General features: G+C 71.1%; 25 protein-coding genes. 9 read left to right on the top strand and 16 right to left on the bottom strand.

The window, feature by feature from the left end; all coding sequences use genetic code 11:
• The first annotated feature begins 48 nt into the window (after nt 1-48).
• The gene (locus AB0J91_RS17115; RefSeq protein WP_363869533.1) at nt 49-1392 is read left to right on the top strand and encodes an amidase; all 1344 of its coding nucleotides are present in this window, start codon (nt 49-51) and stop codon (nt 1390-1392) included.
• On the opposite strand, the gene AB0J91_RS17110 is transcribed toward AB0J91_RS17115, so the two are convergent.
• Nucleotides 1382-2449, bottom strand: coding sequence for a tartrate dehydrogenase (locus tag AB0J91_RS17110; RefSeq protein WP_363869530.1), 1068 nt, complete (start codon nt 2447-2449; stop codon nt 1382-1384). The genes AB0J91_RS17115 and AB0J91_RS17110 overlap by 11 nt on opposite strands.
• A gap of 150 nt (nt 2450-2599) precedes the next feature.
• Between AB0J91_RS17110 and AB0J91_RS17105 the strand changes: the two genes are divergently transcribed.
• The 3 genes from AB0J91_RS17105 (at nt 2600) to AB0J91_RS17095 (ending at nt 5194) form a co-directional block, all read left to right on the top strand.
• On the top strand, nt 2600-3565 hold the full coding sequence (locus AB0J91_RS17105) for a PHP domain-containing protein (protein ID WP_363869733.1): 966 nt from the start codon (nt 2600-2602) through the stop codon (nt 3563-3565).
• A 119-nt stretch (nt 3566-3684) separates the two neighbouring features.
• Nucleotides 3685-4680, top strand: a complete 996-nt coding sequence (locus AB0J91_RS17100) for a hypothetical protein (protein WP_363869527.1) — start codon at nt 3685-3687, stop codon at nt 4678-4680.
• A 28-nt stretch (nt 4681-4708) separates the two neighbouring features.
• Entirely contained in the window at nt 4709-5194 is a 486-nt protein-coding gene (locus AB0J91_RS17095; RefSeq protein WP_363788736.1) for a MarR family transcriptional regulator, read from the top strand.
• Between the two features lie 7 nt (nt 5195-5201).
• Here AB0J91_RS17095 and AB0J91_RS17090 read toward each other — a convergent pair whose 3' ends face one another.
• Nucleotides 5202-7058: an ABC transporter ATP-binding protein gene (locus AB0J91_RS17090; protein WP_363869730.1), complete on the bottom strand. Its 1857-nt coding sequence runs from the start codon at nt 7056-7058 to the stop codon at nt 5202-5204.
• Between the two features lie 286 nt (nt 7059-7344).
• Between AB0J91_RS17090 and AB0J91_RS17085 the strand changes: the two genes are divergently transcribed.
• Both AB0J91_RS17085 and AB0J91_RS17080 read left to right on the top strand, forming a co-directional pair.
• On the top strand, nt 7345-8088 hold the full coding sequence (locus AB0J91_RS17085) for a GPP34 family phosphoprotein (RefSeq protein ID WP_363869524.1): 744 nt from the start codon (nt 7345-7347) through the stop codon (nt 8086-8088).
• 22 nt (nt 8089-8110) lie between these two features.
• Complete coding sequence (locus tag AB0J91_RS17080; RefSeq protein WP_363869521.1) at nt 8111-9589, top strand: amino acid permease; 1479 nt, start codon at nt 8111-8113, stop codon at nt 9587-9589.
• 53 nt (nt 9590-9642) lie between these two features.
• On the opposite strand, the gene AB0J91_RS17075 is transcribed toward AB0J91_RS17080, so the two are convergent.
• Nucleotides 9643-9855, bottom strand: a complete 213-nt coding sequence (locus AB0J91_RS17075; RefSeq protein WP_132673410.1) for a hypothetical protein — start codon at nt 9853-9855, stop codon at nt 9643-9645.
• A gap of 163 nt (nt 9856-10018) precedes the next feature.
• On the opposite strand from AB0J91_RS17075, the gene AB0J91_RS17070 reads away from it, so the two are divergent.
• On the top strand, nt 10019-11050 hold the full coding sequence (locus AB0J91_RS17070) for a DUF3616 domain-containing protein (RefSeq protein WP_363869518.1): 1032 nt from the start codon (nt 10019-10021) through the stop codon (nt 11048-11050).
• A 12-nt stretch (nt 11051-11062) separates the two neighbouring features.
• Here AB0J91_RS17070 and AB0J91_RS17065 read toward each other — a convergent pair whose 3' ends face one another.
• The 3 genes from AB0J91_RS17065 to AB0J91_RS17055 are packed head-to-tail and all read right to left on the bottom strand — an operon-like array spanning nt 11063 to nt 13874.
• Complete coding sequence (locus AB0J91_RS17065) at nt 11063-11698, bottom strand: LUD domain-containing protein (protein WP_363869515.1); 636 nt, start codon at nt 11696-11698, stop codon at nt 11063-11065.
• Nucleotides 11695-13122, bottom strand: coding sequence for a LutB/LldF family L-lactate oxidation iron-sulfur protein (locus tag AB0J91_RS17060; protein WP_363869727.1), 1428 nt, complete (start codon nt 13120-13122; stop codon nt 11695-11697). Before AB0J91_RS17060 ends, AB0J91_RS17065 begins: the two co-directional genes overlap by 4 nt.
• 17 nt (nt 13123-13139) lie before the next feature.
• Nucleotides 13140-13874 (bottom strand): (Fe-S)-binding protein, encoded by a 735-nt coding sequence (locus AB0J91_RS17055; protein ID WP_363869512.1) that lies wholly within the window; start codon nt 13872-13874, stop codon nt 13140-13142.
• A 150-nt stretch (nt 13875-14024) separates the two neighbouring features.
• Between AB0J91_RS17055 and AB0J91_RS17050 the strand changes: the two genes are divergently transcribed.
• Nucleotides 14025-14786 carry a FadR/GntR family transcriptional regulator gene (locus AB0J91_RS17050; protein WP_363869510.1) on the top strand — a complete coding sequence of 254 codons (762 nt, stop codon included), beginning with the start codon at nt 14025-14027 and terminating at the stop codon, nt 14784-14786.
• A 1-nt stretch (nt 14787) separates the two neighbouring features.
• Here the strand turns inward: AB0J91_RS17050 and AB0J91_RS17045 are convergent, their stop codons facing one another.
• From AB0J91_RS17045 to AB0J91_RS17005, 9 genes are all read right to left on the bottom strand, one after another.
• Entirely contained in the window at nt 14788-15588 is an 801-nt protein-coding gene (locus AB0J91_RS17045) for an IclR family transcriptional regulator (RefSeq protein WP_363869507.1), read from the bottom strand.
• Between the two features lie 36 nt (nt 15589-15624).
• A complete protein-coding gene (pcaC, locus tag AB0J91_RS17040) occupies nt 15625-16008 on the bottom strand; it encodes a 4-carboxymuconolactone decarboxylase (protein ID WP_210969394.1) in 384 nt (127 codons plus the stop codon).
• Entirely contained in the window at nt 16005-16763 is a 759-nt protein-coding gene (pcaD, locus tag AB0J91_RS17035) for a 3-oxoadipate enol-lactonase (protein WP_363869503.1), read from the bottom strand. The genes pcaC and pcaD overlap by 4 nt, the downstream gene beginning before the upstream one ends.
• Nucleotides 16760-18076: a 3-carboxy-cis,cis-muconate cycloisomerase gene (gene pcaB / locus AB0J91_RS17030; protein WP_363869500.1), complete on the bottom strand. Its 1317-nt coding sequence runs from the start codon at nt 18074-18076 to the stop codon at nt 16760-16762. The genes pcaD and pcaB overlap by 4 nt, the downstream gene beginning before the upstream one ends.
• 38 nt (nt 18077-18114) lie before the next feature.
• Nucleotides 18115-18675: a protocatechuate 3,4-dioxygenase subunit alpha gene (gene pcaG, locus AB0J91_RS17025; protein ID WP_363869497.1), complete on the bottom strand. Its 561-nt coding sequence runs from the start codon at nt 18673-18675 to the stop codon at nt 18115-18117.
• On the bottom strand, nt 18675-19427 hold the full coding sequence (gene pcaH / locus AB0J91_RS17020) for a protocatechuate 3,4-dioxygenase subunit beta (protein WP_363869494.1): 753 nt from the start codon (nt 19425-19427) through the stop codon (nt 18675-18677). Before pcaH ends, pcaG begins: the two co-directional genes overlap by 1 nt.
• A 211-nt stretch (nt 19428-19638) precedes the next feature.
• Nucleotides 19639-20394: a CoA-transferase subunit beta gene (locus AB0J91_RS17015; RefSeq protein ID WP_363869491.1), complete on the bottom strand. Its 756-nt coding sequence runs from the start codon at nt 20392-20394 to the stop codon at nt 19639-19641.
• Nucleotides 20391-21212 carry a CoA-transferase gene (locus AB0J91_RS17010; RefSeq protein ID WP_363788712.1) on the bottom strand — a complete coding sequence of 274 codons (822 nt, stop codon included), beginning with the start codon at nt 21210-21212 and terminating at the stop codon, nt 20391-20393. The genes AB0J91_RS17015 and AB0J91_RS17010 overlap by 4 nt, the downstream gene beginning before the upstream one ends.
• Before the next feature lie 114 nt (nt 21213-21326).
• Entirely contained in the window at nt 21327-21812 is a 486-nt protein-coding gene (locus AB0J91_RS17005; RefSeq protein WP_363869488.1) for an NUDIX domain-containing protein, read from the bottom strand.
• A gap of 206 nt (nt 21813-22018) precedes the next feature.
• Between AB0J91_RS17005 and AB0J91_RS17000 the strand changes: the two genes are divergently transcribed.
• Nucleotides 22019-23464, top strand: a complete 1446-nt coding sequence (locus AB0J91_RS17000; RefSeq protein WP_363869485.1) for an Nramp family divalent metal transporter — start codon at nt 22019-22021, stop codon at nt 23462-23464.
• On the opposite strand, the gene AB0J91_RS16995 is transcribed toward AB0J91_RS17000, so the two are convergent.
• Nucleotides 23461-24417 (bottom strand): DUF3048 domain-containing protein, encoded by a 957-nt coding sequence (locus tag AB0J91_RS16995; RefSeq protein ID WP_363869482.1) that lies wholly within the window; start codon nt 24415-24417, stop codon nt 23461-23463. The genes AB0J91_RS17000 and AB0J91_RS16995 overlap by 4 nt on opposite strands.
• Nucleotides 24418-24522: the final 105 nt, after the last annotated feature.

Below are 24522 nucleotides of genomic sequence, written 5' to 3'. Positions count from 1 at the left end.
CGCGAGCCGAAGATGTCCCCTTCGCTGATCAGCCGGGCGGGAGGCGCGTTGAGCACCGGGACGCAGCACACGACAGGTTTCTTCCACGGCCGCACCATCGATGAGCTCGGTGAGCAGCTGCGCCGCGAGGAGCTGCGCGCCGTCGACCTCGCCACGGCCGCGCTCGCCGCGGTGGACGCGCTCGACGGCGAGCTCAACGCCGTGGTCACCCTCGACCGCGCAGGCGCGCTGCGCGCGGCGGAGAAGGCCGACGCCGAGCTGTCCGACGGACTCGACCGCGGCCCGCTGCACGGCATCCCGGTGGCGGTCAAGGACATCATCGACGTGGCCGGGTCGCGCACCACCATGGGTTCGGCGCACTTCGCCGACCACGTGTCCACATCGGACGCCGAGTGCGTGCGCCGGTTGCGGGAGGCCGGTGCGGTGATCATCGGCAAGACCACCACGCACGAGTTCGCCTTCGGCCCCACCGGGGACCGTGCCCACAACGGGCCGTCGCGAAACCCGCACGCCACCGGGCGGATGACCGGCGGGTCCAGCGGCGGCAGCGGCGCGGCGGTCGCGGCCGGGATGGTGCCGCTGGCGCTGGGCACCGACACCGGCGGCTCGGTGCGCATCCCGGCATCGCTGTGCGGGGTCGCCGGTTTCAAACCCGCCCACGGCGCGATTCCGACCGACGGCGTGTTCCCGCTGTCGCAGACCCTCGACCACGTCGGCGTGCTCGCCGGCAACACCGCCGACTGCCGACTGGCCTACCGGGTGCTGGCCGGACTGCGGCCGATGCCCAGCCGCGAGCACGGCTCGGAGGTGTCGATCGGCTGGATCCCGCCGGACCTGCTGCACCCCACCGACCCCCGGATCACCGGCGTCGCGCGGACGGCGCTGGACGTCGGCGGGATCGACGTGCGCGAGGTACGTCCGAGCGGGCTGGAGGGGATGCTGCGGGCGTTCGGCGCGATCCAGTTCAGCGAGGCTCACGCCGTGCACGCCGAGCGCATCGCCGATGCGCCGCAGCTGTTCACCGACGACGTCCTGGCGATCCTGCGGCTGGCCGGTGAGACCGCGGGCTGGCAGTACGTGCGGGCGCTCGGCGAGCGCGACGACTGGCGCGCCGAGGTCGCCGAGCTGCTCGGCGAGGTCGAGGTGCTGGCCATGCCCACCACCTGCGTCACCGCGCCCGAGATCGACCAGCGCGAGATCGAGGTCAACGGCACGCGGACTCCGGTGCGCGGGTCGCTGATCGGCCTCACCCGGCCCTGGAACCTCGCCGGAGCCCCGGCGATCTCGGTGCCCGCCGGAACGGTGGACGGGCTCCCGGTCGGCCTGCAGCTGGTCGGCCGACCGGGACAGGAGGACCGGCTGTTCGCCGTGGCCGCCCGCGTCAGCCGTTGATCGCCTCGGCGATCGCCTTGCCGAGGTCCTCGGTCGTGGCGGTGCCGCCCAGGTCCGGGGTGCGCGGGGCGGTGGCGTCGCCGAGCACCTGCTCGATCGCGGTCACCACGTCCGCGCCCGCCTCGGTCAGGCCCAGGTGGTCGAGCATCATGCCGACCGACCAGATCTGGCCGATCGGGTTGGCGATGCCCTTGCCCGCGATGTCCGGCGCCGAGCCGTGCACCGGCTCGAACGTCGACGGGTAGCGGCCCTCCGGGTTGATGTTGCCCGAGGGGGCGACGCCGATCGTGCCGGTCACGCCCGGGCCGAGGTCGGAGAGGATGTCGCCGAAGAGGTTGCTGGCCACCACCACGTCGAAGCGCTCCGGGGTCATCACGAACCGCGCGCACAGGATGTCGATGTGGTCCTGGTCCACGCGGACCTCCGGGTACTCCCGGGAGATCTCGGCGAACCGCTCGTCCCAGAACGGCATCGAGTAGTAGATCCCGTTGGACTTCGTCGCCGAGGTCACGTGCGGTTTGCCGAGCCTGCGGGCCAGGTCGAACGCGTAGCGCATGATCCGGTCGGTGCCGAAGCGGCTGAACGACGCGGTCTGCAGCACCGTCTCGCGGTCGGTTCCCTCGTTCTGGCGGCCGCCGAGCTTCGAGTACTCGCCCTCGGTGTTCTCCCGCACCACCCAGAAGTCGATGTCACCGGGCTGCTTGTCGCGCACCGGAGGCGTCACCCCCGGCAGCAGGCGCACCGGGCGCAGGTTGACGTACTGGTCGAACACCCGGCGGATCGGGATCAGCAGTCCCCACAGCGAGATGTGGTCCGGAACGCCCGGGTAGCCGACCGCACCCAACAGGATCGAGTGGTGGTCGCGCAGCCGGTCGAGGCCGTCCTCGGGCATCATCCGCCCGGTCTTGCGGTAGGTCTCGCAGCTCCAGTCGAAGTGGCGGTGCTCGAACCACACGCCGTACTTCGCGGCGATCACGTCGAGCACGCGCAGCGCTTCGGGCATGACCTCGTTGCCGATGCCGTCGCCGGGCAATACCGCGATCTCGTACTGCTGCATGGGCACATCCCGTCGCAAGGTCGATTGGACACGTTCAGGTTCATCTAACGCGTGGGGACATCGGCGGGGAAGGGGCGTGCGGCAACGGTGGCGGACGACGCCATCACCGGCTACCAAGGACGGGTGACCGATGATGGCGCGGTCTCGGCGCTGCGCGAGATCGCCTTCTGGCTGGAACGGCAGAACGCGCCCACCTACCGGGTCCGGGCGTTCCGCCGGGCCGCCGCGGTCGTGTCCGAGGTCTCCGACCTGGACCGGCGGGTCGAATCCGGCGCGCTCACCGACCTGGAGGGCATCGGCCGCACCACCGCCGCGGTCATCACCCAGGCCCACCGCGGTGAAACCCCCGACTACCTGGCGAAACTGCGCGACGAGGCGGAGGTCCCGGAGCACGGCGAGACCCTGCGCGCCGCGCTGCGCGGGGACTGCCACGCCCACTCCGACTGGTCCGACGGCGGGAGCCCGATCGCCGAGATGGCCACCACCGCGCAGGAGCTGGGGCACGAGTGGATGGCGCTGACCGACCACTCACCCCGGCTGACGGTGGCGCGCGGCCTGTCGGCCGACCGGCTGCGCGAACAGCTCGGCGTGGTCGGCGAGCTCAACCGGAGGCTGGCGCCGTTCCGGATCCTCACCGGCATCGAGGTCGACATCCTCGGTGACGGCAGCCTCGACCAGGACGAAGACCTGCTCGCCGAGCTCGACGTCGTCGTGGCCAGCGTGCACTCGGACCTGCGGATGGCCTCGGGGCCGATGACCCGCCGCATGGTCGCCGCCGCGCGCAACCCGCACGTCGACGTGCTCGGGCACTGCACCGGCCGGCTCATCGGCGACCGCAAGCGACCCCAGTCGACCTTCGACGCGCGCGAGGTGTTCACCGCCTGCCGCGACCACGAGGTCGCCGTGGAGATCAACTCCCGGCCCGACCGGCTCGACCCGCCCCGCGAGCTGCTGAAACTCGCCCGCGACCTCGGCTGCGAGTTCAGCGTCGACTCCGACGCCCACGCGCCCGGCCAACTCGACTGGCTGGTCCACGGCTGCGCCCGCGCCGAGGAGTGCGGCATCGGTCCCGACCGCGTCATCAACACCCGCTCGGCGGCGGATATCGCCACCTGAAAGCCCCACTTGCGTGGTTCTCGGGCGGGCTGTCACCGTACGCGTGAGCCGCCGTTGCGACGAAGCAGCAGGTCCGAGCCCGGTTTTCGGGGCAACGGCACGTCGAGAGCGAGGCGCTCATGCCGGCCACCGAACACGCCGCACCCATCCGGCCGGGCCCCGGCGGGCCGCAGAACCTCGAGCGCTTCCGCGCGGACGTCGCGCGCATCATCGACGACTACCCGCACCAGCCGGTGTTCCCGCTGTTCGTGGAGCTGCGGGACCTGCGCGACCGGGCGATGAAGGTGCTGGAACGGCGGGTGCCCGCCGAACACGCCCGCGACTGGTTCCACACCACCGGACTGGTGTGCGCGGCGATGGCCAACGCCGCCTTCGACCTCGGGCACTCCGTGGCGGCCGAAGCCCAGGCCCGCACCGCGTTCCAGTGCGCCGAGCAGGCGGGCAGCGATGCGCTGCGCTGCTGGATCCGGGGCACGCAGAGCCTGGTGGCCTACTGGGACGACCGCTGCCGCGACTCCGTCGAACTCGCCCAGGACGGACTGCGCCACCAGCCCGAATCCGGCACCGCCCTGGTGCGGCTGGCGGCCGTGGAGGCCCGCGCGCAGGCGCGGCTGGGCGATGCCCACGCCGCCGAACGCGCCCTGACCCGGGCCGAGGAGGCCCGCGAGCGGGTCGTGGAGGCCGACGACCCGGCCGGATTGATGGAGTTCCCGGTCGCCAAGCAGTACGGCTACGCCTCCTCGACCGCCCTGTGGCTCGGCGGTCAGGTGGGTCTCGCGCGGGCCGAGCGGGACGCGATCACCGCCATCGCCGGGTACGCGCAGGAACCCGTCGAGCGGCAGCGCATCGGCGAGCTGTGCCTGGCGCGGCTGGACCTGGCCGCCGCGCGGCTGCGAGGCGGGGAGCTCGACGGAGCGGCCGAGCAGGTCGACCTGGTGCTGGCGGCGGCTGCCGGGCGACGGACCGAGGCCGTGCTGCGGCGCCTGCGCCGGCTCGGCAAGGCCTTGGAGCGCACCCCGCTGCAGGCGGCCCCGGCGGCGGTGGAACTGCGCGAGAAGATCGGCTCGTTCTGCGCGGCCCGAGGGGTGTCGCCACTGGTCGGGCAACCTCGTTGAACCTTGAACTGCTGTTAAGCTCTGGAACGTGAGCGACACGCGCTGGTTGAGCGACCACGAGCAGCGCGCCTGGCGGAAGCTGGCCGCCCTGATGGCGGTCGTGCCGGCCGCTCTGGACGCGCAGCTGCAGCGCGACGCCGGACTGACGATGTTCGGCTACTGGGTGCTGGCGATGCTCTCGGAGGCGCCCGGACACCAGCTGCGGATGAGTCACCTCGCGCAGCAGTCCAACGCCTCGGCCTCGCGCGTCTCGCACGTGGTGTCGCGGCTGGAGAAGCAGGGCTACGTCTCCCGCCGCAAGGCCGAGGACGACGCGCGCGGCAGCATCGCCGAGCTCACCGACGCCGGGATGGACAAGGTCGTCGCCTCCGCCCCCGGCCACGTCGAGCAGGTCCGCTCGCTGATCATGGACGGCCTCGACGACGACCACGTCCAGCTCCTCGACGAGCTCTGCACCGCCCTGCTGGCCCAGGTCGACCCGGGCGGAACCCTCTCGGTGGCCCCGCCCGGCTGACCCGGTCTCAGGCCGCTTCGTCGGAGTCCGACTGCGCGGCGAACTGCGTGCGGTAGAGCTCCGCGTAGTGGCCGCCCCGGGCGAGCAGCTCCTCGTGGGTGCCCTCCTCGGCGATCGTGCCGTCGTCGATCACCAGGATGCGGTCGGCCTCCCGGATGGTCGCCAGGCGGTGGGCGATGACCAGTGCCGTGCGACCCGACAGCGCCGTGGCCAGCGCCCGCTGCACCGCCGCCTCCGACTCCGAGTCCAGGTGGGCGGTGGCCTCGTCGAGCACCACGATCGGCGGCGCCTTGAGCAGCAGCCGCGCGATCGCCAGCCGCTGCTTCTCACCGCCGGAGAGCCGGTGCCCGCGATCGCCGACCACGGTGTCCAGCCCGTCGGGCATCGTCTCGATCAGGCCTCCCAGCTGCGCGGTCCGCAGCGCTGCGAGGAGCTCGTCCTCGGTGGCCTCCGGGCGGGCGAAGGCGAGGTTCTCCCGGATCGTGTCGTGGAACAGGTGCGCGTCCTGGGTGACCACCCCGACGTGCTCGTACAGCGACGCCAGCGACGCCTCCCGCACGTCGATCCCGCCGATGCGCACCGCGCCCGCGTTGACGTCGTAGAGCCGGCCGGCCAGGTTCGTGATGGTCGTCTTGCCCGCACCGGAGTGACCGACCAGCGCGACCGTCTGGCCCGGTTCGGCGCGGAAGCTGATGTCGTGCAGCACCGGGTGAGCGGGGGAGTTGTCGGCCCGCGCCACCGATTCCAGCGATGCCAGCGACACCTCGCTGGAGGCGGGGTAGCGGAACGAGACCTGGTCGAACTCGACGTCGGAGGCCCCGGCGGGCAACTTCCGGGCGTCGGGCTTCTCGGTGATCATCGGCTTGAGGTCGAGGACCTCGAAGACCCGGTCGAAGCTCACCAGCGCCGTCATGATGTCCACGTGCACGTTCGACAGCGCCGTCAGCGGCCCGTAGAGCCGGTTGAGCAGCGTCGCCAGCGCCACCAGCGTGCCCAGCTGGAACGCCCCGGCCAGCACCAGACCGCCGCCCAGGCCGTAGACCACGGCCGTGGCCAGCGCCGCCAGCAGCGTCAGCGCCACCATGAACACCCGGCTGTACATCGCCGAGATGATGCCCATGTCGCGGACCTTCTCGGCGCGGCTCGCGAAGCGGTCGGACTCCTCGTCGGCGCGGCCGTAGAGCTTGGCCAGCATCGCCCCGGCAACCCCGAAGCGCTCGGTCATCAGCGAGCTCATCTCGGCGTCGAGCTGCATCTGCTCGCGGGTGATGCGCTGGAGCTTGCGGCCCACCCAGCGCACCGGTAGCAGGAACAGCGGCAGCATGATCAGTGAGATCACCGTGATCTGCCAGGACAGCGTGAACATGGTGGCCAGCACCAGCACCAGGCTCAGCACGTTGGACACCACAGACGACAACGTCGAGGTCAGCGCCCGCTGCGCGCCGATGACGTCGTTGTTGAGCCGGCTGACCAGCGCGCCGGTCTGGGCGCGCACGAAGAACGCCACCGGCATCCGCTGCACGTGGTCGAAGACCTCCCGGCGCAGGTCGTAGATCAGGCCCTCGCCGAGGCGCGCGGAGTACCAGCGCTGGGCGAGGCTCATCGCGGCCTCCAGCACCGCGACCGCGGCCACCGCCAGCGCCAGCCACACCACCAGCGAGAAGTTCCGGGGCACGATGCCGTCGTCGATGATGGCCTTGAACAGCAGCGGGTTGACCACCCCGAGCACGGCGGCCAACGCCACCAGCACCAGGAACGGCACGATGTCGCGCACGTAGGGCCGGGCGTAGCCGGCGATGCGGCGCAGCAGACCGGCGGACAGGCGTTGCCGGGTGACGGACTTGTCGCTCGCGAACGAGCGCATCGTCGACCAGTTGGCGTTCACTTGGTGGTCCTTCGTGACGTGGTGGTGTTGAGCGTTCGGGTGATTACATCCTCGGACTTCGTGTTAGGTGGAAGTCAATGCGGCTCCCGGATGTTCCCCGCGCGCTGCCAAGCGGACGGTTGACCACCACAACGATTCGGCCACATCCCACGTCCGTTCGATGCGCCCGCAGAGGTTGATCTTGAACGATGGGCCTGCACCGCGCGGAGCGCCGCCCCTGGACACCTTCCGGTGTGCGGAGAGCTCGGCGAACCCGGTCTGGCAGGTGAAGGAGAACGACCACGTGGTGAAGGGCGCGGCCCGGGACGGTCGAACCGTCGCGGAGCTCGACGGCACGCGACTTCCGCTGCGCGTCGCGGACCGGTTCTTCCTAGCCGCGCACATCGGGGAGAGCCGCATCTCCCCTCGGATCGACGGGGAACTGCTGGCGCTGGGATGTGCCGGCGGTCTGCTGGCCGAGCTGATCATCGAGGAGGAGGTCGCCCTGACCCCCGACGTGCGGCCCAGCGGCAACGGGCGCTGCCCGGACTTCCTGTCCTGGACGGTGCTGCGCGAAGTCCGTCGCGAGTCCGGGCACGACCTGCGCACCTGGCTGGAGTACCTGGCGCAGACCGCGGTGGAGAAGGTGCGGTGCAGGCTGGTCCTGATCGACGTGCTGCGCGAGGTCCCGGTGTCCGGCGGGCTGCGCGGCGGTTCGGCGGCCGCGTGGCGCATCGCCGACGAGCAGCGCCGGAACACCACCGCGGAACTCGAAGAGCTGTTCACCGGAACCGAAACCGCCACCGGCAACGGCCTGATCACCGTGCCCGAACGGCTCGCCGAGATCACCTTCGCCCTGCTGGTGCGCGAGACCGGGGGGCTGCGCCACCTGCGGCTGTCCAAACAGGCGCAACGGCAGGGGGCGTTCCGCATGAACTCCTGGGAATCACTGCTGCCCGGCACGTTGCGCAGCCTGGTGCACGAGATCGCCGTCGCCCGCGGGAGATCCGCCATCACCCCACGCCACTGAGAAGATCCGAGGAGCGCGAAACTTGCCACCTTCGAACGTCTCGGCGGCACTGGCCGGATCCAAGCTGGGCGTGCTGTCGATCGTGTTCTTCACGGTGGCCGCCGGCGCCCCCGCCACCATCGTCGGCGGTGTCTCCGCCAACGGGTTCGCCGTGGCCGGAACACCCGGGTTGCCGCTGGGCCACCTGGCGATGGCGCTGGTCGTGGGAGCGTTCGCCATCGGCTACGTGACCATGTCCCGGCACGTCGACAACGCCGGCGCCTTCTACGCCTACATCGCCAAGGGTCTCGGCGGCGCCACCGGAACCGGGGCCGGGGCGGTCGCCGTGGTGTCCTACCTGATGATCCTCGCCGGGCTGCTCGGCGGGTTCGGCGTCGGCGCAGCGGATTTCGCCGAGCGGCTCACCGGCGTCGCGGTGGCCTGGTGGTGGTTCTCGGCCGCCGCGATCCTGCTGGTCGCGGCCCTGGGGGTGCAGCGCATCGACGTCAACGGGCGGGTGCTCGCCCTGCTGCTGCTGGCCGAGGTGACGGTCCTGGTGGTCTTCGACGTGGCGTTCGTGGCCGCACCCGCCCCCGGCGGCGTCGGGTTCGGCGCGCTGAACCCCGCAGTGCTGCTGACCGGTTCGGCCGGGTCCATCCTGCTGATCGCCTTCACCGGTTTCATCGGCTTCGCCAACCTCACCGTGCTGGCCCAGCAGGCGCGCGACCCGCGCACCGTCATCCGCGCCGCCTCCCTGTCGCTGCTGATCATCAGCGCGCTGTTCGCGGCCTCCACCTGGGCGATCACCGAGGCCGCGGGGCCGGGCGGGGTGGTGGCAGCAGCAGACCGGCACTCCACGCGCCTGCTGTTCGTCCTGGCCGCCGAGCGCCTTCCGGTCGCGCTGGTCGACCTGGGCAACGCCCTCTACCTGACCTCGCTGTTCGCCGCGGCCCTGGCCTTCCACCACGTGTGCGCCCGCTACCTGTTCGCCCTCGGGCGGGAGGGGATCGGCGCGGCGTGGTGGGCGCGGACGAGCACCCGCACCGCCGCGCCGGTCGCCGGATCGCTGGTGGCGACCGGTGCCGCGAGCGTCGCGGTGCTGGTCACCGGGATGCTGGGGCTGGACCCGGCCGTGCACCTGTTCTTCTGGGGTGCCACGACCGGTGCGCTGGGCGTGCTGCTGCTGGTGCTGCTGACCTCGGTCGCCGTGGTCGGGTACTTCCGCCGCGTCGGCGGGCACGGCCACGGCGCGTGGCCCACCACGATCGCGCCCACCGCGGCATCGGTGCTGCTGGCGGTCGTGCTGGTGCTGGCGGTCTCCTCGTACGGCACCACGCTCGGCGTCGGCCCGGGGCACGCGCTGGGCTGGGTGGTTCCCTCGGGCCTGGCGGTGGTCTTCACGCTCGGCCTGGTCTGGGGCGTGGTGCTCAAGCACGCCAGACCGCAGGTCTACGCGCGCATCGGACTCGGCGCGCGGGCGACCGTGGTGCGGATCGGTCCGGAAGAGCTGGTCGGTCGTTGACCGACGGTCGCGGCAGGGCACCCGGCTCCGTGCCCTGCCGTGGCGACGAGACGTCAGGTTTCGGCACCCGTGTAGCGGAACTCCCAGGTTCCATCACCGTTCTTGCCGGCGCGCTCGTAGATCAGCCGCGGTGGCACGGCCTCCGGATTGCGAGCACGAGCGGGAAGGGTGATGCGCGGGATCGGTTTGCCCGATGAGTCGGCCGAAACGGTCAGCTCCTGACCGTCCTGCGGCCCACCGCGGAGCCGGACCCGGATGTCTGGCACGGCGACCCCTTTCCTTCTCCCAAAGACGCGAGGACAACGACATCGGCTAGGACCCGCGGCACCCGTGGCCCGGTTCCCGCAGTCACTTGATCGTGTGGGCGAGGAGGATCGTCCCGTCCCAGATCCAGGAGCTCATACCCGTACATCCTGGTAGAAACGATGAATGAACGTAGCACGAACGGTGCGATTGACCTTCACCGCCGGTGCGGTCGAGTCCGACACGCACGTGAACCTCTCGGCGGTGCGCACCGACGGTGAGCACCTGTGGATCGCCGGCGACGAGACGGCCACGGTCGAGCGGCTCACCTGTGACGACCCCGGGAAGCCCGCCGAGTACCGCGAGCACGTGAGCTTCCCGCTCGCCGACGTCGTCGACCTGCCCGGCGAGGCCGACGAGGAGGTCGACGTCGAGGGGATCTCCCGCAACGGGCCGTTCCTGTGGGTGGTGGGGTCGCACAGCGCCAAGCGGCGCAAGATCAAGTCGCACCACTCCGACGCCAAGGCCGCCAAGCGGCTCGCCTCGGTCAGCGCCGAACCGAGCCGCCGGGTGCTCGCGCGCATCGCGCTGTCCGACGACGTGCCCGCCGAACGCACCCCGGAGGGCGCGCGCAGCGCCGGACTCGGCAGGGGAGGGCTGTACGAGCTGCTGGCCGACGACGACCACCTGGCGCCGTTCCTGAACATCCCCGGCAAGGACAACGGGCTCGACGTCGAAGGCATCGCGGTGCACGGCGACCCCGGCGAGGAACGCGTCTACCTCGGACTGCGCGGTCCGGTGCTGCGCGGCTGGGCGGTGGTGCTGCTGCTGGAACCCCGCGAGGACGACGGGGAGCTGGAGCTGCGCAAGCTCAACGGCCACCGCTACGCCAAGATCTTCCTCGACCTCGACGGGCTGGGCATCCGCGACATGTGCGTGCACGGCGACGACCTGCTGCTGCTCGCCGGGCCCTCGATGGACCTCGACGGCCCGGTCCGCGTCTACCGCTGGGGCGGCGCGGCCACCCTCGACGCGGCGGACGTCGTCCACCGCGGCGAACTGCACCGCGAGCTCGACCTCCCGCACGGTGAAGGCGACGACCACGCCGAAGGGATCGCCCTGCTGCCCTCCGGTGAGCTCCTCGTCGTCTACGACAGCCCCGCGCCCCGCCGGCTGGAGGAGTCCGGCGCGGTGCTGGCCGACGTCGTCGCGCTCTGACCCGCCAGGCGGTCAGGCGTCCGGGTGGACCAGGACGTGGAGGGTCCTGGGGCCGTGCACGCCCTCGACGCGGTTGAGCTCGATGTCGCTGGTGGCCGAGGGGCCGCTGATGAACGTCATCGGGCGGACCGGGTCCAGGCGGGACAGCGCGGCAGGCACGTCGTCGCTGACCTGGGACTCGCCGACCACGCAGATGTGCAGGTCCGGGACCAGGGTGGCCGCTCGGCGGCCCTGGCCCGGACCGTGGTCGAGCACGATCGTGCCGGTCGAGGCGATGCCCACCGCGGCTGTGGTGATCACCGCGTCGACCTGCTCCAACGCCGCCGTGTCGGCCTCCGGGTCGACGAGCTCGAACTCCTCGCCCAGCGCGTCCGACCACGTCTGTGGTGCCCCGTCCGGGATGAGCAGCCGCCGCGCTCCCGCCGCGCGAGCGGTCGCGGCGATCGCCGGTGCGACGGCGTCGGCGGCCACCCGGTCCACGGTGGCCTGGTAATCGGCCACCGCTTCGCAGAAGGTCCCCACCAGATCCGCCTGCGGGCGCGTCCTGCGGTAGTCGCGGGGAACGGACGACGGGGGAGTGCGCTCGGCATCGCGCAGCGCCCGCCGCACCCGGCCCAGCACGGCCTCGCGGGCCGAATTCGAACTCATGCCTTGCCTCCTCGGGTCCGCTCCCACCAGGACCGGAACGACTCCTGTGCGGGTGCGGGCGCGTCCCGCGCGTCGGTCCACCGCGACAGCGGCGCGGGCAACCGGCCGATCGTGCCGCGGCGGCCGATCACCTTCCGGCTCCACGACGCCAGCTTCTGCGCCACCGCCAGCCGCTTGGCATCGCCCAGCACCCACGAGGCCACGCCCATCAGCGCGTCCATCGGCTTGTCGCGGGCGCCCGAGTGCTCCTCGACGACGCGAGTCCGCAGGTGCACCAGCAGGTCCGGGATGTCGATGGCCACCGGGCACACGTCGTAGCACGCCCCGCACAGCGAGGACGCGTACGGCAGGGATTTGTCCACTTCGGACGCGGTCCCGCGCAGCTGCGGCGTCAGAACGGCGCCGATCGGGCCCGGGTACACCGACCCGTAGGCGTGGCCGCCGGTGCGCTCGTAGACCGGGCACACGTTCAGGCAGGCCGAGCAGCGGATGCAGCGCAGGGCCTGCCTGCCGACCTCGTCGGCCAGCGCGTTGGTGCGCCCGTTGTCCAGCAGCACCACGTGGAACTCCTGCGGCCCGTCACCGGCGGTCACACCGGTCCAGGTCGAGGTGTAGGGGTTCATCCGCTCACCGGTGCTCGACCGCGGCAGCAGCTGCAGGAACACCTCCAGGTCCTGCCAGCTCGGGACGATCTTCTCGATGCCCACCACGCTGATGAGCGTCTCCGGCAGCGTCAGGCACATGCGCCCGTTGCCCTCGGACTCCACCACCACCAGCGTGCCGGTGTCGGCGACCGCGAAGTTCGCGCCCGAGATCGCGACCTTGGCGCGCAGGAACTTCTCCCGCAGGTGCCGGCGCGCCGCCTCGGCCAGCCGCGCGGGCTCGTCGGTGAGGTCCTCCGGAGCCGGGGTGCCGACCTTGCCCATCTCGCGGCGGAAGATCTCCCTGATCTCCGCGCGGTTGCGGTGAATCGCGGGCACCAGGATGTGGCTGGGGGTGTCGTGTCCCAACTGGACGATCAACTCCGCCAGGTCCGTCTCCCACGCGTCGATCCCGGCCTCGGCCAGCGCTTCGTTGAGCTCGATCTCCTGGGTGGCCATCGACTTGACCTTGACGACCTCGCGTTCGCCGGTGGCCCGCACCAGCTCGGTGACGATCCGGTTGGCCTCCTCGGCGTCGCGGGCCCAGTGCACCGTGCCGCCCGCCTCGGTCACCGCGGTCTCGAACCGCTCCAGGTAGGTGTCCAGGTTGGACAGCGCGTGGGCCTTGATCGCCGCCCCGGACTCGCGCAGCTGCGCCCAGTCGTCCAGCTCGTCGACGACACCGGCGCGCTTGCGGCGGATCGTGGTGGTGGCGTTGGCCAGGTTGTGCCGCAGCTGCGAATCCGCGAGCTCGCGCTTGGCCGCGTCCGGGAACGAGGGCATGCCCAGGTGGGTGGCGCTCACAGCCGGTCTCCTTCCGTTGAGGCCAGGATCTCGGCCAGGTGCAGCACCCGGACCCCGGAGCGCTGGCGGGACAGCAATCCGCCGATGTGCATCAGGCACGAGGAGTCCCCGGCGCACAGCACCTCGGCGCCGGTCTCGCGCACGTGGCGCGCCTTGTCCGATCCCATCGCCACCGACACGTCGGGGTTCTTCAGAGCGAACGTCCCGCCGAAGCCGCAGCACTGCTCGGACGCGGGCAGCTCCACCAGGTCCAGCGACCGCACCGCGCGCAGCAGCCGCACCGGCCGTTCCCCGACCCGCAGCAGCCGCGCCGAGTGGCAGGTGGGGTGGTAGGTGACCCGGTGCGGGAAGTAGGCGCCGACGTCGGTCACGCCCAGCACGTCGACCAGGAACTCGGAGAGCTCGTGCACCTTCGGCGCGATGTGCTCGACGGCCCGGGTCAGCGCGCGGTCGCCGTCGGCGACCATCGCGTGCTGGTGGCGGACCGAAGCGACGCAGGAACCCGACGGCGCCACGATCGCGTCGTAGCCGGCGAAGGCGTCGACGAAGGTCCGCACCGAGGACTTCGCCTGCTTCCGGTACCCGGTGTTGGTGTGCATCTGGCCGCAGCAGGTCTGGGCCGCGGGGAAGTCCACCTCGCAGCCGAGCCGCTCCAGGACTTGCAGCGTGGCCTTCGGGGCTGACGGGAATAGCGTGTCGCCGAGACAGGTCGCGAACAGTGCCACCCTCATGGCCGCATCACCGGTTCCTCTCCGTCCGGGGCTCACGAGCATCCTCGCGCACCGCGCGCCACAACACCGGACCTGCGGACCATTGTATGGTCCGACCACAGCGGAGACTTACCCTGGGTGCCGTTGACAGCGCGTGCGAAGGGGACCCGATTGACCGGCTTCGAATCTGGCGCGGAAGCGGGGGACGCCGAATGGCGCCCGGTTGCGCGCACCCGCACCTACGAGCTGGTCATCGACCGGGTCGAGGAGCAGATCGTCTCCGGCACGCTCCAGGTCGGTGACCGGCTGCCCGCCGAACGCGACCTGGCCAAGATGCTCGGCGTCAGCCGAGCCGCGGTCCGGGAGGCCTTCCGCGCGCTGGAAGCCCAGGGCGTGCTGCGCATGAACGTCGGCACCGGGCCCGATTCGGGCACGACCGTGGCGGCCCTGCCCAGCGAGGCGCTGACCCGGCTGCTGCGACTGCACGTGGCGCTGGCGAACTTCCCGGTCGCCGACGTGGTGCGCGCCAGGATCATGCTCGAACGCGAGAGCGCCCGGCACGCCGCCACCCGCGCCAGGCCCGACGACCTGCGCAGGCTCGGCGAACTCCTCGACGAGATGGACTCGCCCGACTGCGACCGCGCCCGCTTCAACGACCTCGACGCCGAGTTCCACGTCGGCATCGCCGAAGCCGGCGGGAACCGCCTCGTCGCGGACATGACCATCGCCATCAGGGAGTCGATGCGGCGACCGCTGCTGGCGGCGTTCGACGAGCTCGGAGACGACTGGTACCCGATCGCCGAGGAACTGCGCCACCACCACCGCGGGATCTACCAGGCGCTGCGGGACGGCGACGCCGACGCCGCCGAGAAGCTCACCGAGTCCCACATCCGCGCCTCCTACCGGCACGGCTGGGCCCAGGAGCTGACCTAGTTCAGCGGACCACCGCGCGCGACTGCGGGGAGACCGCGAGGTCGGCGGCGATGCGGCGGGTGGTGTCCAGCAGGGGCGGCAGCAGGTCCTCGTGCGCGGCTTCGAGAGTGGTCCGGCTGGCGTGCGAGGAGATGTTGGCGGCGGCGACGACCCGGCCGTAGCGGTCGCGGATCGGAGCCGCGATCGAGCGCAGGCCCGCCTCCAGCTCCTGGTCGACCAGCGCCCAGCCCTGCGCCCGGATGCGCGCCAGCTCCTCGATCAGGTCGGCGCGGGTGGTGATGGTGTGCGGGCCCAGCGGCGCGAGATCGACCTGGTCGAGGTGCGCGTGCAGCTTGTCCTCGGGCAGATCGGCCAGCATCACCCTGCCCATCGAGGTCGCGTAGGCGGGGAAGCGGGTGCCGATGTTGATCGAGACGGCCATGATCCGCGAGGTGGGAACGCGGGCGACGTAGACGACGTCGGTGCCGTCGAGCACCGACACCGACGCCGATTCGTGCACCTCGGAGACCAGCTGCTCCAGGTGCGGCTGGGCGATCTCCGGCAGCGAGACGCTCGACAGGTAGGAGAAGCCCAGCTCCAGCACCCGCGGGGTCAGCGCGAACACCCGACCGTCGGTCCACACGTAGCCCAGGTGCACGAGGGTGTGCAGGAACCGGCGGGCCGCCGCGCGCGAGAGATCGGTCGCGCGGGCGACCTCCGACAGCGTCATCTCCGGGCTGGCCTCGTTGAACGCGCGGATCACCAGCAGTCCGCGCGCCAGCGACTGCACGTACCCGGTGCCGGTGTCGGACTCGGACTCCATCGGTGATCCCCCTCGTCGGCGCAGCTCCAGGTGAAGTTACTCCGTCTGCTCTTCGGCCAGGATCGTATTGGCGATGCCGAAGGCGGTGTTCGCGCGGGGAACGCCCGCGTAGATCGCCACGTGCATCAGCACCTCCTTGATCCGCTCCGGTTCCAGGCCGTTGCGGCGGGCCGCGCGCACGTGCATCGCGAACTCGTCCTCGCAGCCGGTCGCGGCCAGGATCGCCAGCGTCAGCATGCTGCGCGTCGGCCGGTCGACGCCGTCGCCGGTCCAGACCTCACCCCACGCGTAGCGGGTGATGAAGTCCTGGAAGTCCTCGGTGAACTCGGTCTTGCGCGCGTTGGCGCGGTCGACGTGCGCATCGCCGAGGACCGCGCGGCGCACCTGCATCCCCGCGTCGTGACGGGCTTCGTCGCTCATGCGGCTCCTCCGAAGTGCTCCAGCAGCAACCGGTTGACGGCCTCGGGCTGCTCGGCGTTGGCCAGGTGCGCTGCCGGCGACAGCACTTCCACTCGCGCGCCCGCGACGCCGGCGGCGATGCGCTCGGCGTGCGACGGGGGAGTGGCGGGGTCCTCCGCACCGGCGATCACCAGGGTGGGAGCGGTGATGCCGGGCAGACCGTCGAGGATGTCCATGCCGGCGATCGCCTCGCAGCACGCCGCGTATCCCTCGGCGTCGGCCTTGGTGATCATGTCGCCGAACTTCGCCCGGATGTCGGGACGCTCGGCCGCGGCCGGGGTGAACCAGCGCGGCAGGGACGGCTCGACCATCGCGGCCATGCCGTGGGCGCGCACGGTCGCGGCGCGGTCGAGCCACGCGCTGCCGCCCAGGTCCGCCGAGGTGCAGATCAGCGCCAGCCGGCCGATGCGCTCGGGCGCGTGCTCGGCCAGCCACATCCCGGTCATGCCGCCCAGCGACACCCCGGCGAAGTGCGCCTCGGAGATGTCCAGTCGGTCCAGCAGTTCCAGCACGTCGCCGCCCAGCTGCGCCAGCGTGTAGGGGCCGGGCTTGCCCTCGGTGCCGCCGTGCCCGCGCTGGTCGTAGCGCAGCACGCGGAACCTGCCGGTCAGCGCCGGGACCTGCTCGTCCCACAGGCGCAGGTCGGTGCCCAGCGAGTTGGACAGCACCACGACCGGCGCCCCCTCGGGCCCGGTCAGTTCGTGGTTGACGTTCACCGCTTCTCCAATCGGGTGTGTGCGGCCAGTGCCCGGTCGATGAAATCCGATGCGGCGCCCAGGTAGTCGCTCGCCGACGTGGCCGCGATGACGTCCTGTTCGGACAGCACGTCGCGCACCCTCGGCTCCGCGAGCAGTTCGGCCCGCAACGTGCTGCCGCGTTCGACGGTGCGGCGGCACAGCTCGGCGACGAGTTCCTGGGCCTCGGTGCGGCCGAGCGCGCCGGCCAGCCGGGCTGCGGCGTTCTCGGCGAGCACCAGGCCGCGAGTGAGTTCGAGGTTGGCGGCCATGCGCTCGGGGTGGACGCGCAGGCCCGACAGGAGCTCTCGGGTTCGGCGGGCGGCGCCTGCGGTGAGCCTGAGCAGTTCGGTCAGCGGCTCCCACTCGGACTGCCACGCCCCGGCTGCGCGCTCGTAGGGCTGCGGCATCGCCGACAGCAGTGTCGCCACCAGGCCCGGAACCCGATGGGTCGCGGCGGTGATGAGCACCGACGTCGCCGGGTTCTGCTTGTGCGGCATGGCCGAGGAACCGCCCGGCTTGCCCTCGGTGAGCTCACCGACCTCGGTCTGGGCGTGCAGCTCCACGTCCAGCGCGATCTTGCCCAGCACCCCGGACACCGCGCCCAGGGCACCGGCGAGCTCGGCGATGCGGGTGCGGTCGGTGTGCCAGGGCAGCACCGGTTCGGCCAGGCCGAGCCGCTCGGCGAGCCCGGCCAGGACTCGGGGGCCGTCGGGTCCCAGGGAGGCGAGAGTGCCCGCCGCGCCGCCGAACTGGACGGCCAGCGGCACCCGCTCCAGTCCGGCGATCGCTTCGTCCAGGCCGGTCAGCCAGCCCGCGCAGCGCAGCCCGAACGTGGTCGGGAGCGCCTGCTGCAACAGCGACCGGGCGACGAGCACCGTGTCCCGGTGCTCGTCGGCCAACCGCGCGCACTCCCGAGCGGCTTCCCGGAGATCGCCGAGGATCAGGGCCAGGACGTCGCGGGTCACCAGCATCGCGGCCGTGTCGATGACGTCCTGGCTGGTCGCGCCCTTGTGCACGTGCGGCCGGGAATCCGGGCCGACCAGGGCGGTGAGGTCCTTGACCAGGGCGATCACCGGGGTCGCCGAGGACACCGCGCGCTCACCGATGGCGGCCGAGTCGAACTCCGCGGCACGGCAGTGCGCGGCGATGTCCGCGGCCGCCCCGGCGGGCACGATCCCGGCTTCGGACTGGGCGGCGGCCAGCGCCGACTCGAAGTCCAGCATCGCCTGCAACCACGCGTCGTCGCCGGTGCGCGCCGTCGCCTCCGGGGTGCTGAACATCGCACCGAACAAGCCGGCCTCCCTCGATCCCGTGTGGACTCGCGGCACCATCAGACCGCGAAGAACACCGTCTCGCCACCGCCCTGCAGGCGGATGTCGAACCGCAGGCCGTCGGCATCGGCGACCCCGATCAGCGTGTCCCGGCGTTCAGCGGGCACCGCCGAGAGCACCGGGTCGGTGTCGTTGGCCGCCTCGTCCGGGAAGTACACGCGGGTGACGACCCGGTTGAGCATGCCGCGCGCCAGCACGGTGACGTCGATGTGCGGCGCCTCGGTCTGCCCGTCCGGGGTCGGCAGCGGACCCGGTTTGACCGTGCGGAACCAGAAGCGGCCCTCGGGGTCGGTGCCGCACCGGCCGAACCCCTGCCAGCCGGAGGACTCCGGGCGCGGGTCGTCGGGGTGGTCGAAGCGGCCCTGCTCGTCGGCCTGCCAGATCTCGATCACGCCGTCCGGGACGGGATCGCCGTTGCCGTCGCGGAGAACGCCGCGCAGCACGAACGCGCCCTCGCGGTCGGCGGGGACCAGTTCGGGGCCGTCGTCCCAGAGCATTCCCTCCGGCAGCGCGAAGAACGGGCCGACCGTCTGCGACGGGGTGGTGGCGGGAGCGCCCATCAGTCGTCGTCCTCCTCTTCCTCGTCCTCGAACACCGTGGCTTGGGGACCGCGCAGCACGATGTCCCACTTGTAGCTCAACGCCCACTCGGGCTCGGTCGACTCCAGGTCGAACCGCGAGATCATCCGCTCCCGCGCCTTCTCGTCGCGCACCGAGTTGAAGATCGGGTCCTGGGAGAACAGCGGATCGCCCGGGAAGTACATCTGGGTGATCAACCGCTGCGTGAACGCCTGCCCGAACAGCGAGAAGTGGATGTGCGCGGGTCGCCAGGCGTTGTCGTGGTTGCGCCACGGGTAGGCGCCCGGCTTGATGGTGACGAACCGGTAGTTGCCCTCCGCGTCGGTCATGCAGCGCCCGGTGCCGGAGAAGTTCGGGTCGAGCGGCGCCGGGTGCCGGTCTCCCTGGTGCAGGTAGCGGCCTGCCGAGTTCGCCTGCCAGATCTCCACCAGGGTGTTCGGCACCGGCTTGCCGGAGGAGTCCAGCACCTTGCCGGAGACGATGATCCGCTCGCCCAGCGGTTCCCCGTCGTGCTGGGTGGTCAGGTCGTCGTCGTTGTCCGCGCACCGGTCTTGGCCGAGCAGCGGGCCGGTGACCTCGGTCAGGTACTGCGGCAGGTACTGCAGGGGCTGCTTCGGGTGCCGCAGCGTCGAGGACCGGTATTCGGCCGAATCCAGCGGCGCGTGCGAGGCATCGTCGGACGCGTACTCCGGCAGGATGAGACCGGATTCCGACCGAGTCTCATGAACAGTCATGGAAAAGCTCCTTGGACTTCACTGCGTTGTGGTCTCTTTGCTCGGCGGTGGTGGCGGAACCTCAGACGTCTTCTGGCTCCGGGATCCGCGACTCATGTGTGGCCAATGCACTTCGCTGCGGCTGTCCTCCCCAGGCGACGTCTGAGAACCCGCGGCGGTGCGTGTTGCTCAGGTGGCGAAAGAGGAAGCAACTTCGGTGCCCGCCTCGCGGTTAGACCGTAGCTTTCAGGGCGCGCAGGACTTCCAGCTCGTTTTCACTGGGCGGATCCTGGGTCCCGAGGTCGTCGGCGACCTTGAGGTCCCAGCCGACGGCCGCTCGGGCCTGCTCGACGGTGGAGCCGGGGCTGAGCTCGGTGAGGGTGAGCTCGCAGGTCTCCGGATCGGGCCGCAGGACGCCGAGGTCGGTGATCACCTTGACCGGGCCGCGTCCGCGCAGGCCCAGCGCTTCGCGGTCGCCCTTGCCGGTCCCGTAGCCCAGCGAGGTCACGAAGTCCACGCGGTCGACGAAGCTGCGCGGGCTCATCCGCATCACGATCAGCACCTCGCGGCACGACGCCGCGATCTCCGGAGCGCCGCCCGCGCCGGGCAGGCGCACCTTGGGGTTGCGGTAGTCGCCGCCGATGACGGTGGTGTTGATGTTGCCGAAGCGGTCGACCTGCGCCCCGCCGAGGAAGCCGATGTCGATGCGGCCCGGCTGCAACCAGTAGTTGAAGATCTCCGGGACGCTGATCACCGAATCCGCCGTGTCGGCCAGCACTCCGTCGCCGATGGACAGCGGCAGTCGATCCGGCTTGGTGCCCAGGGTGCCCGATTCGTAGATCAGCACCAGGTTCGGCGCGTGCGTGCGGCGCGCCAGGTTCGCCGCCGTGCTGGGCAATCCGATGCCCACGAAGCACTTCGCTCCGTCGTCCAGCGACCGGGCGGCACCGACGGTCATCATCTCGTCGGAGGTGAACTCCAGGCTCATCGCGCGCTCCTCTCCGCACCGCGGACCTCGGTCGTCAGCCACTGCTCGAAGCGCTCGCGGTCCCGGCCGATCGGGTCCCATTCCTGGTAGTAGTCGTTGTCGCGCTCGTAGTAGCCCTGGGCGTAGGAGGGGTGCGCGCCGCGCGGCACCTCGGCGACGGCGGTGACCGCCCACTGCGGCAGCACGACGGCGCCGGGCACCGGGGTGAGCTCCTCGACGACCTCCTCGACGGTCACCAGCGATCGCTTCGAGGCCAGGACCGCCTCCTTCTGCACGCCCGTGATGCCCCACATCTGCACGTTGCCCGCCTTGTCGGCGCGCTGCGCGTGGATGATGCCCACGTCCGGGTTCACCGCGGGCACGGCCGTGAGCCGCTCGCCGGTGAACGGGCACTCGATGGGCTTGATGGTGTCGGTCTGGCCGGGCAGATCGGTTCCGGTGTAGCCGCGCAGGACGGCGAAGGGCAGCCCGGAGGCGCCTGCGGCGTAGCGGTTGGCCATGCCGGCGTGGCTGTGCTCCTCGATCTCCAGCGGCACCGGCCAGGAGTTCTGGATGGCGTCGCGGAAGCGGTGCAGCGACCCGACTCCGGGGTTGCCGCCCCAGGAGAAGACCAGCTTGCGCGCGCAGCCCGCGCCGATCATCTGGTCGTAGACGATGTCCGGCGTCATCCGGATCAGGGTCAGGTCCTTGCGGTGTTGCCGGATGATCTCGTGACCGGCGGCGACCGGGATGAGATGCGTGAAGCCCTCCAGCGCCACCGTGTCACCGTCGTGGACCAGCTCCGCGACGGCCTCGCGAAGGCTCAGGATGCGTGCCACCCCGACCACCTCTCGTTGTGCGCATAGTGAACAAGTGTGCTGTATGCGAACGATAGAGGACCCACTGCGGCCAGGTCAAGGGCGGTTTCGCCTGGTTGAAGGGTGTGGGAGCGGTCAGAGCTCGCTGGCGGCCGGGAGTCCGGCGGCGGGCAGGCCGAGGATCTCCACGGCGGCTTCGGCGGCCGCCGTGGCCTGCAGGTACCCGGTCTCGCCCCAAGCCAGCAGGTCACCGGCCTTGCTCGGGTGCACCAGCAGTCGCCGGTAGGTGCGCCCGCTGTCGGGGTCCGGCGCGGGCGGGTAGGCGCAGGAGATCAGCGCGGCCATCCGGACCTGCGCGTAGGGGGAGATGCCGTCGTTGACGCACTGGTAGCCGAGGTAGTGCGGCTCGTCGATGTCGACGGTGACCTCTTCCATGGCTTCGCGGCGCAGGATGTCGACGTAGGCGATCTCGCCCGGCTCCGGGCGCCCGCCGGGCAGCGTGTGCTTGGTGCCGTCGAGGCGGATCAGCAGCCTGCCGTCCGGCACGAAGAGGAACCCGTACACCTGCCGCACCGCCAGACCCGCCGGAACGGGGTCGGTGTGCCAGGAGAACTTGGGCATTGGTGCGGGTCCCTTCGGCAAGGTGCGGAGAAAAGATCACTTTACCCGAGGGGGCTGTGCGAGCACCTGCGTTCGAAAGGGTGTTTCCGCTGCGCAGAGGTCTCAAATCAGACATTCGGGATGGATCAAGTTCTGTGATCTGGTTCACAGATCTGGTTCGGGTTGCTACACCAGATCGGCCGAATCCGCTCCAGCCAGGAGGCATCGTGGCCATCCAGGACCGAGAGGTACCGGAGGCAGGGGCCGAGGCCCGCGAACTGCCCAGCAGATTCCTGCCCGCGGCCAAGTACCGAGACCTGCCCGAACCCCGCACGTTCCGCCAGATCTTCGGGGCCAGCATCATCCTCACCGCCACCGCGATCGGTTCCGGCGAGTTCGTGCTGTGGCCCTACATCACCAGCCAGGTCGGGCTCGTTCTGATGTGGACGGCCGTGCTCGGCTTCTTCATGCAGTACATCCTCAACATGGAGATCGAGCGGTACACGCTGGCCACCGGCGAAACCGCGGTCACCGGCTTCACCCGGATCTGGCCGCCGCTGGGTGTGCTGATCACCGTCATCGCGATCATCCCGAACCTGTGGCCGGGCTGGGCGACCGGCGCGGCCACCATCGTCACCTACGTGGCCGGGGCGGGATCTCCGGTGCCCATCGCGATCGTGGCCATGGTCGCCATCGGCTCCGCCCTGACACTGTCCAAAGTGGTCTACAAGACCGTGGAACGCGTCGAGATGGTCCTGGTCGGCGGGATCGCGGTGTTCCTCGTCGTGGCCCTGTTCGTCGGAACCGGGCTGTCCGACTGGGCCGCGTTCGGCGCGAGCTTCTCCCACGTCGGCCAACTCCCGCCGATGGAGGAGGTCGGCGGGATCGCCGCGCTGCTGGGCGCGATCGCCTTCGCCGGGGCCGGCGGCGGCAACAACCTGGTCCAGAGCAACTGGGCGCGCGACAAGCAGATGGGCATGGGGCAGTACATGCCGCGCGTGACCTCGCCGTTCACCGGCCAGGAAGCCGCCGCTGCGGGGACCGGGCACATGTTCCTCGACAGCGACGAGAACCGGCGCCGCTGGAAGGGCTGGTGGAAGGTCGCCAACGCCGAGCAGTTCGGCACCTTCTTCCTGCTCGGCTGCGGCACGCTGGTGATCATGTCGGTGCTGGCCTACGCCACGGTGTTCGGCGTGCCGCTGCCGGAGGACGACTTCGACTTCATCCGCGCCCAGGGCGAGATCTTCGGTCAGCGCTTCGGAGGCTGGTTCCAGACCGCCTTCTGGATGGCCGGTGCGATCGCGCTGTTCTCCACCCAGCTGGGCATCATGGACTGGGTCAGCCGGCTGACCGCCGACACCGTCAAGGTCACCTTCTTCCGCGGCAGCACGAAGGTCACCGAGAGCCGCATCTACTTCGCGGTGATCTGGGTGATGATCATCGCCGGGTCGGCGATCCTGCTGTCGGGCACCGAGGAGCCGCTGGCGCTGATCCTGATCTCCTCGTCGGCCGGCGGCGTCGTGATGTTCCTGTACTCGATGCTGCTGATCTTCACCAACCGCCGGTTCCTCCCGCGCTCGATCCGGCTCGGCGGCTGGCGGATGGTCATGATGTGCGTGGCCGTGGTGTTCTACGGCTACTTCTCCATCGCCCTGCTCGTCGACCAGTTCTAGACGGGGCTGAGCACGACCCAGACCTGACCGGCGTCCACCGGCAGCGGTGCGCCGGTCTGGTCCGCGTAGGTGGTGGGAGCTTCGGGGGACGGCCGGTTCCAGGTGCCCTCGAAGCTCTTGCCGTCGCGCAGCATCACCATCGGACCGCTGCCGATGCTCTCGGCCACCGGAGACGGGTTGCCCGCGGCGTCGCGCACCGCCGAATCGTGCGTGCGGACCTTCTGGACGATCACGGTCGAGACGCCGATCCGGCCGCTGTTGACCGCCGCGTAGGGCTCGCCGTCCATCGAGACCATCCACCGCCGCGACGGGTGGTTGTAGAAGAACCCGATGGTGGCGGCGGGGTAGCGGACCTCGTAGCGCTCGGTGGGCGCGCCGCCGCTGGGAACCTCGCCGATCAACGGCCTGCTCGCTCCCGGCCACGGTTGCGCCGGCGGCAGCTTGGTCGAGTCGACGAACAGGTTGTGCGGCACCGGGCGGGCGTCGTCGCGGGAGTAGGCCTCGGGCGCGTTGGCGTCGGAGGCGTCGGTCAGCGGGGCCGCCGCGATGATCGGCAGCACCTCGGGAGCCGCGCCCGAGTAGGCCAGCGTCGGTCTCCCGTACTGCGGGAGGATCTCGGCGTCGGTCTCGCGGGCGCTGCGCACCGGGCCGACGGTCTGGGGCTTGTGGGTGGCGAAGATGCTCAATATCCGGCTCAGTCCGCCTTCGACCGGTTCGACGTAGACCACGTCCGCCGCGTCGAGGCCCACCGGTGGGCGCCCATCCGAGGAGTTGTCGATCTTGATCGCCACCACGGGCGGCCCGTCAGGAGGCGCTGCGCCACCGCCCTGCTGGCCGGAGGTCGTCCCGCCGCCCTGCGGTGGGGGTGGAGCCGGAGTCGTCTGGCAACCCGTCAGAGCAAGGGTCGCGAGCATGATCAGCGCGGCGAAGAACGCGCATGAGCGGGTGCGCATGGTGCTGCCGAACTCCTTCCCCCCGCTTTCCGAGGTTACGTATCCGGAAAGAATTCGCATTTCGATCGAGGTCGTGAGCCCGGGGGAGGCGCGAGCCGAGGTAAG

Source organism: Saccharopolyspora sp. NPDC049357 (assembly GCF_040677225.1).
Classification (GTDB): domain Bacteria; phylum Actinomycetota; class Actinomycetes; order Mycobacteriales; family Pseudonocardiaceae; genus Saccharopolyspora.
This window is presented reverse-complemented; position numbering and strand designations above follow the sequence as displayed.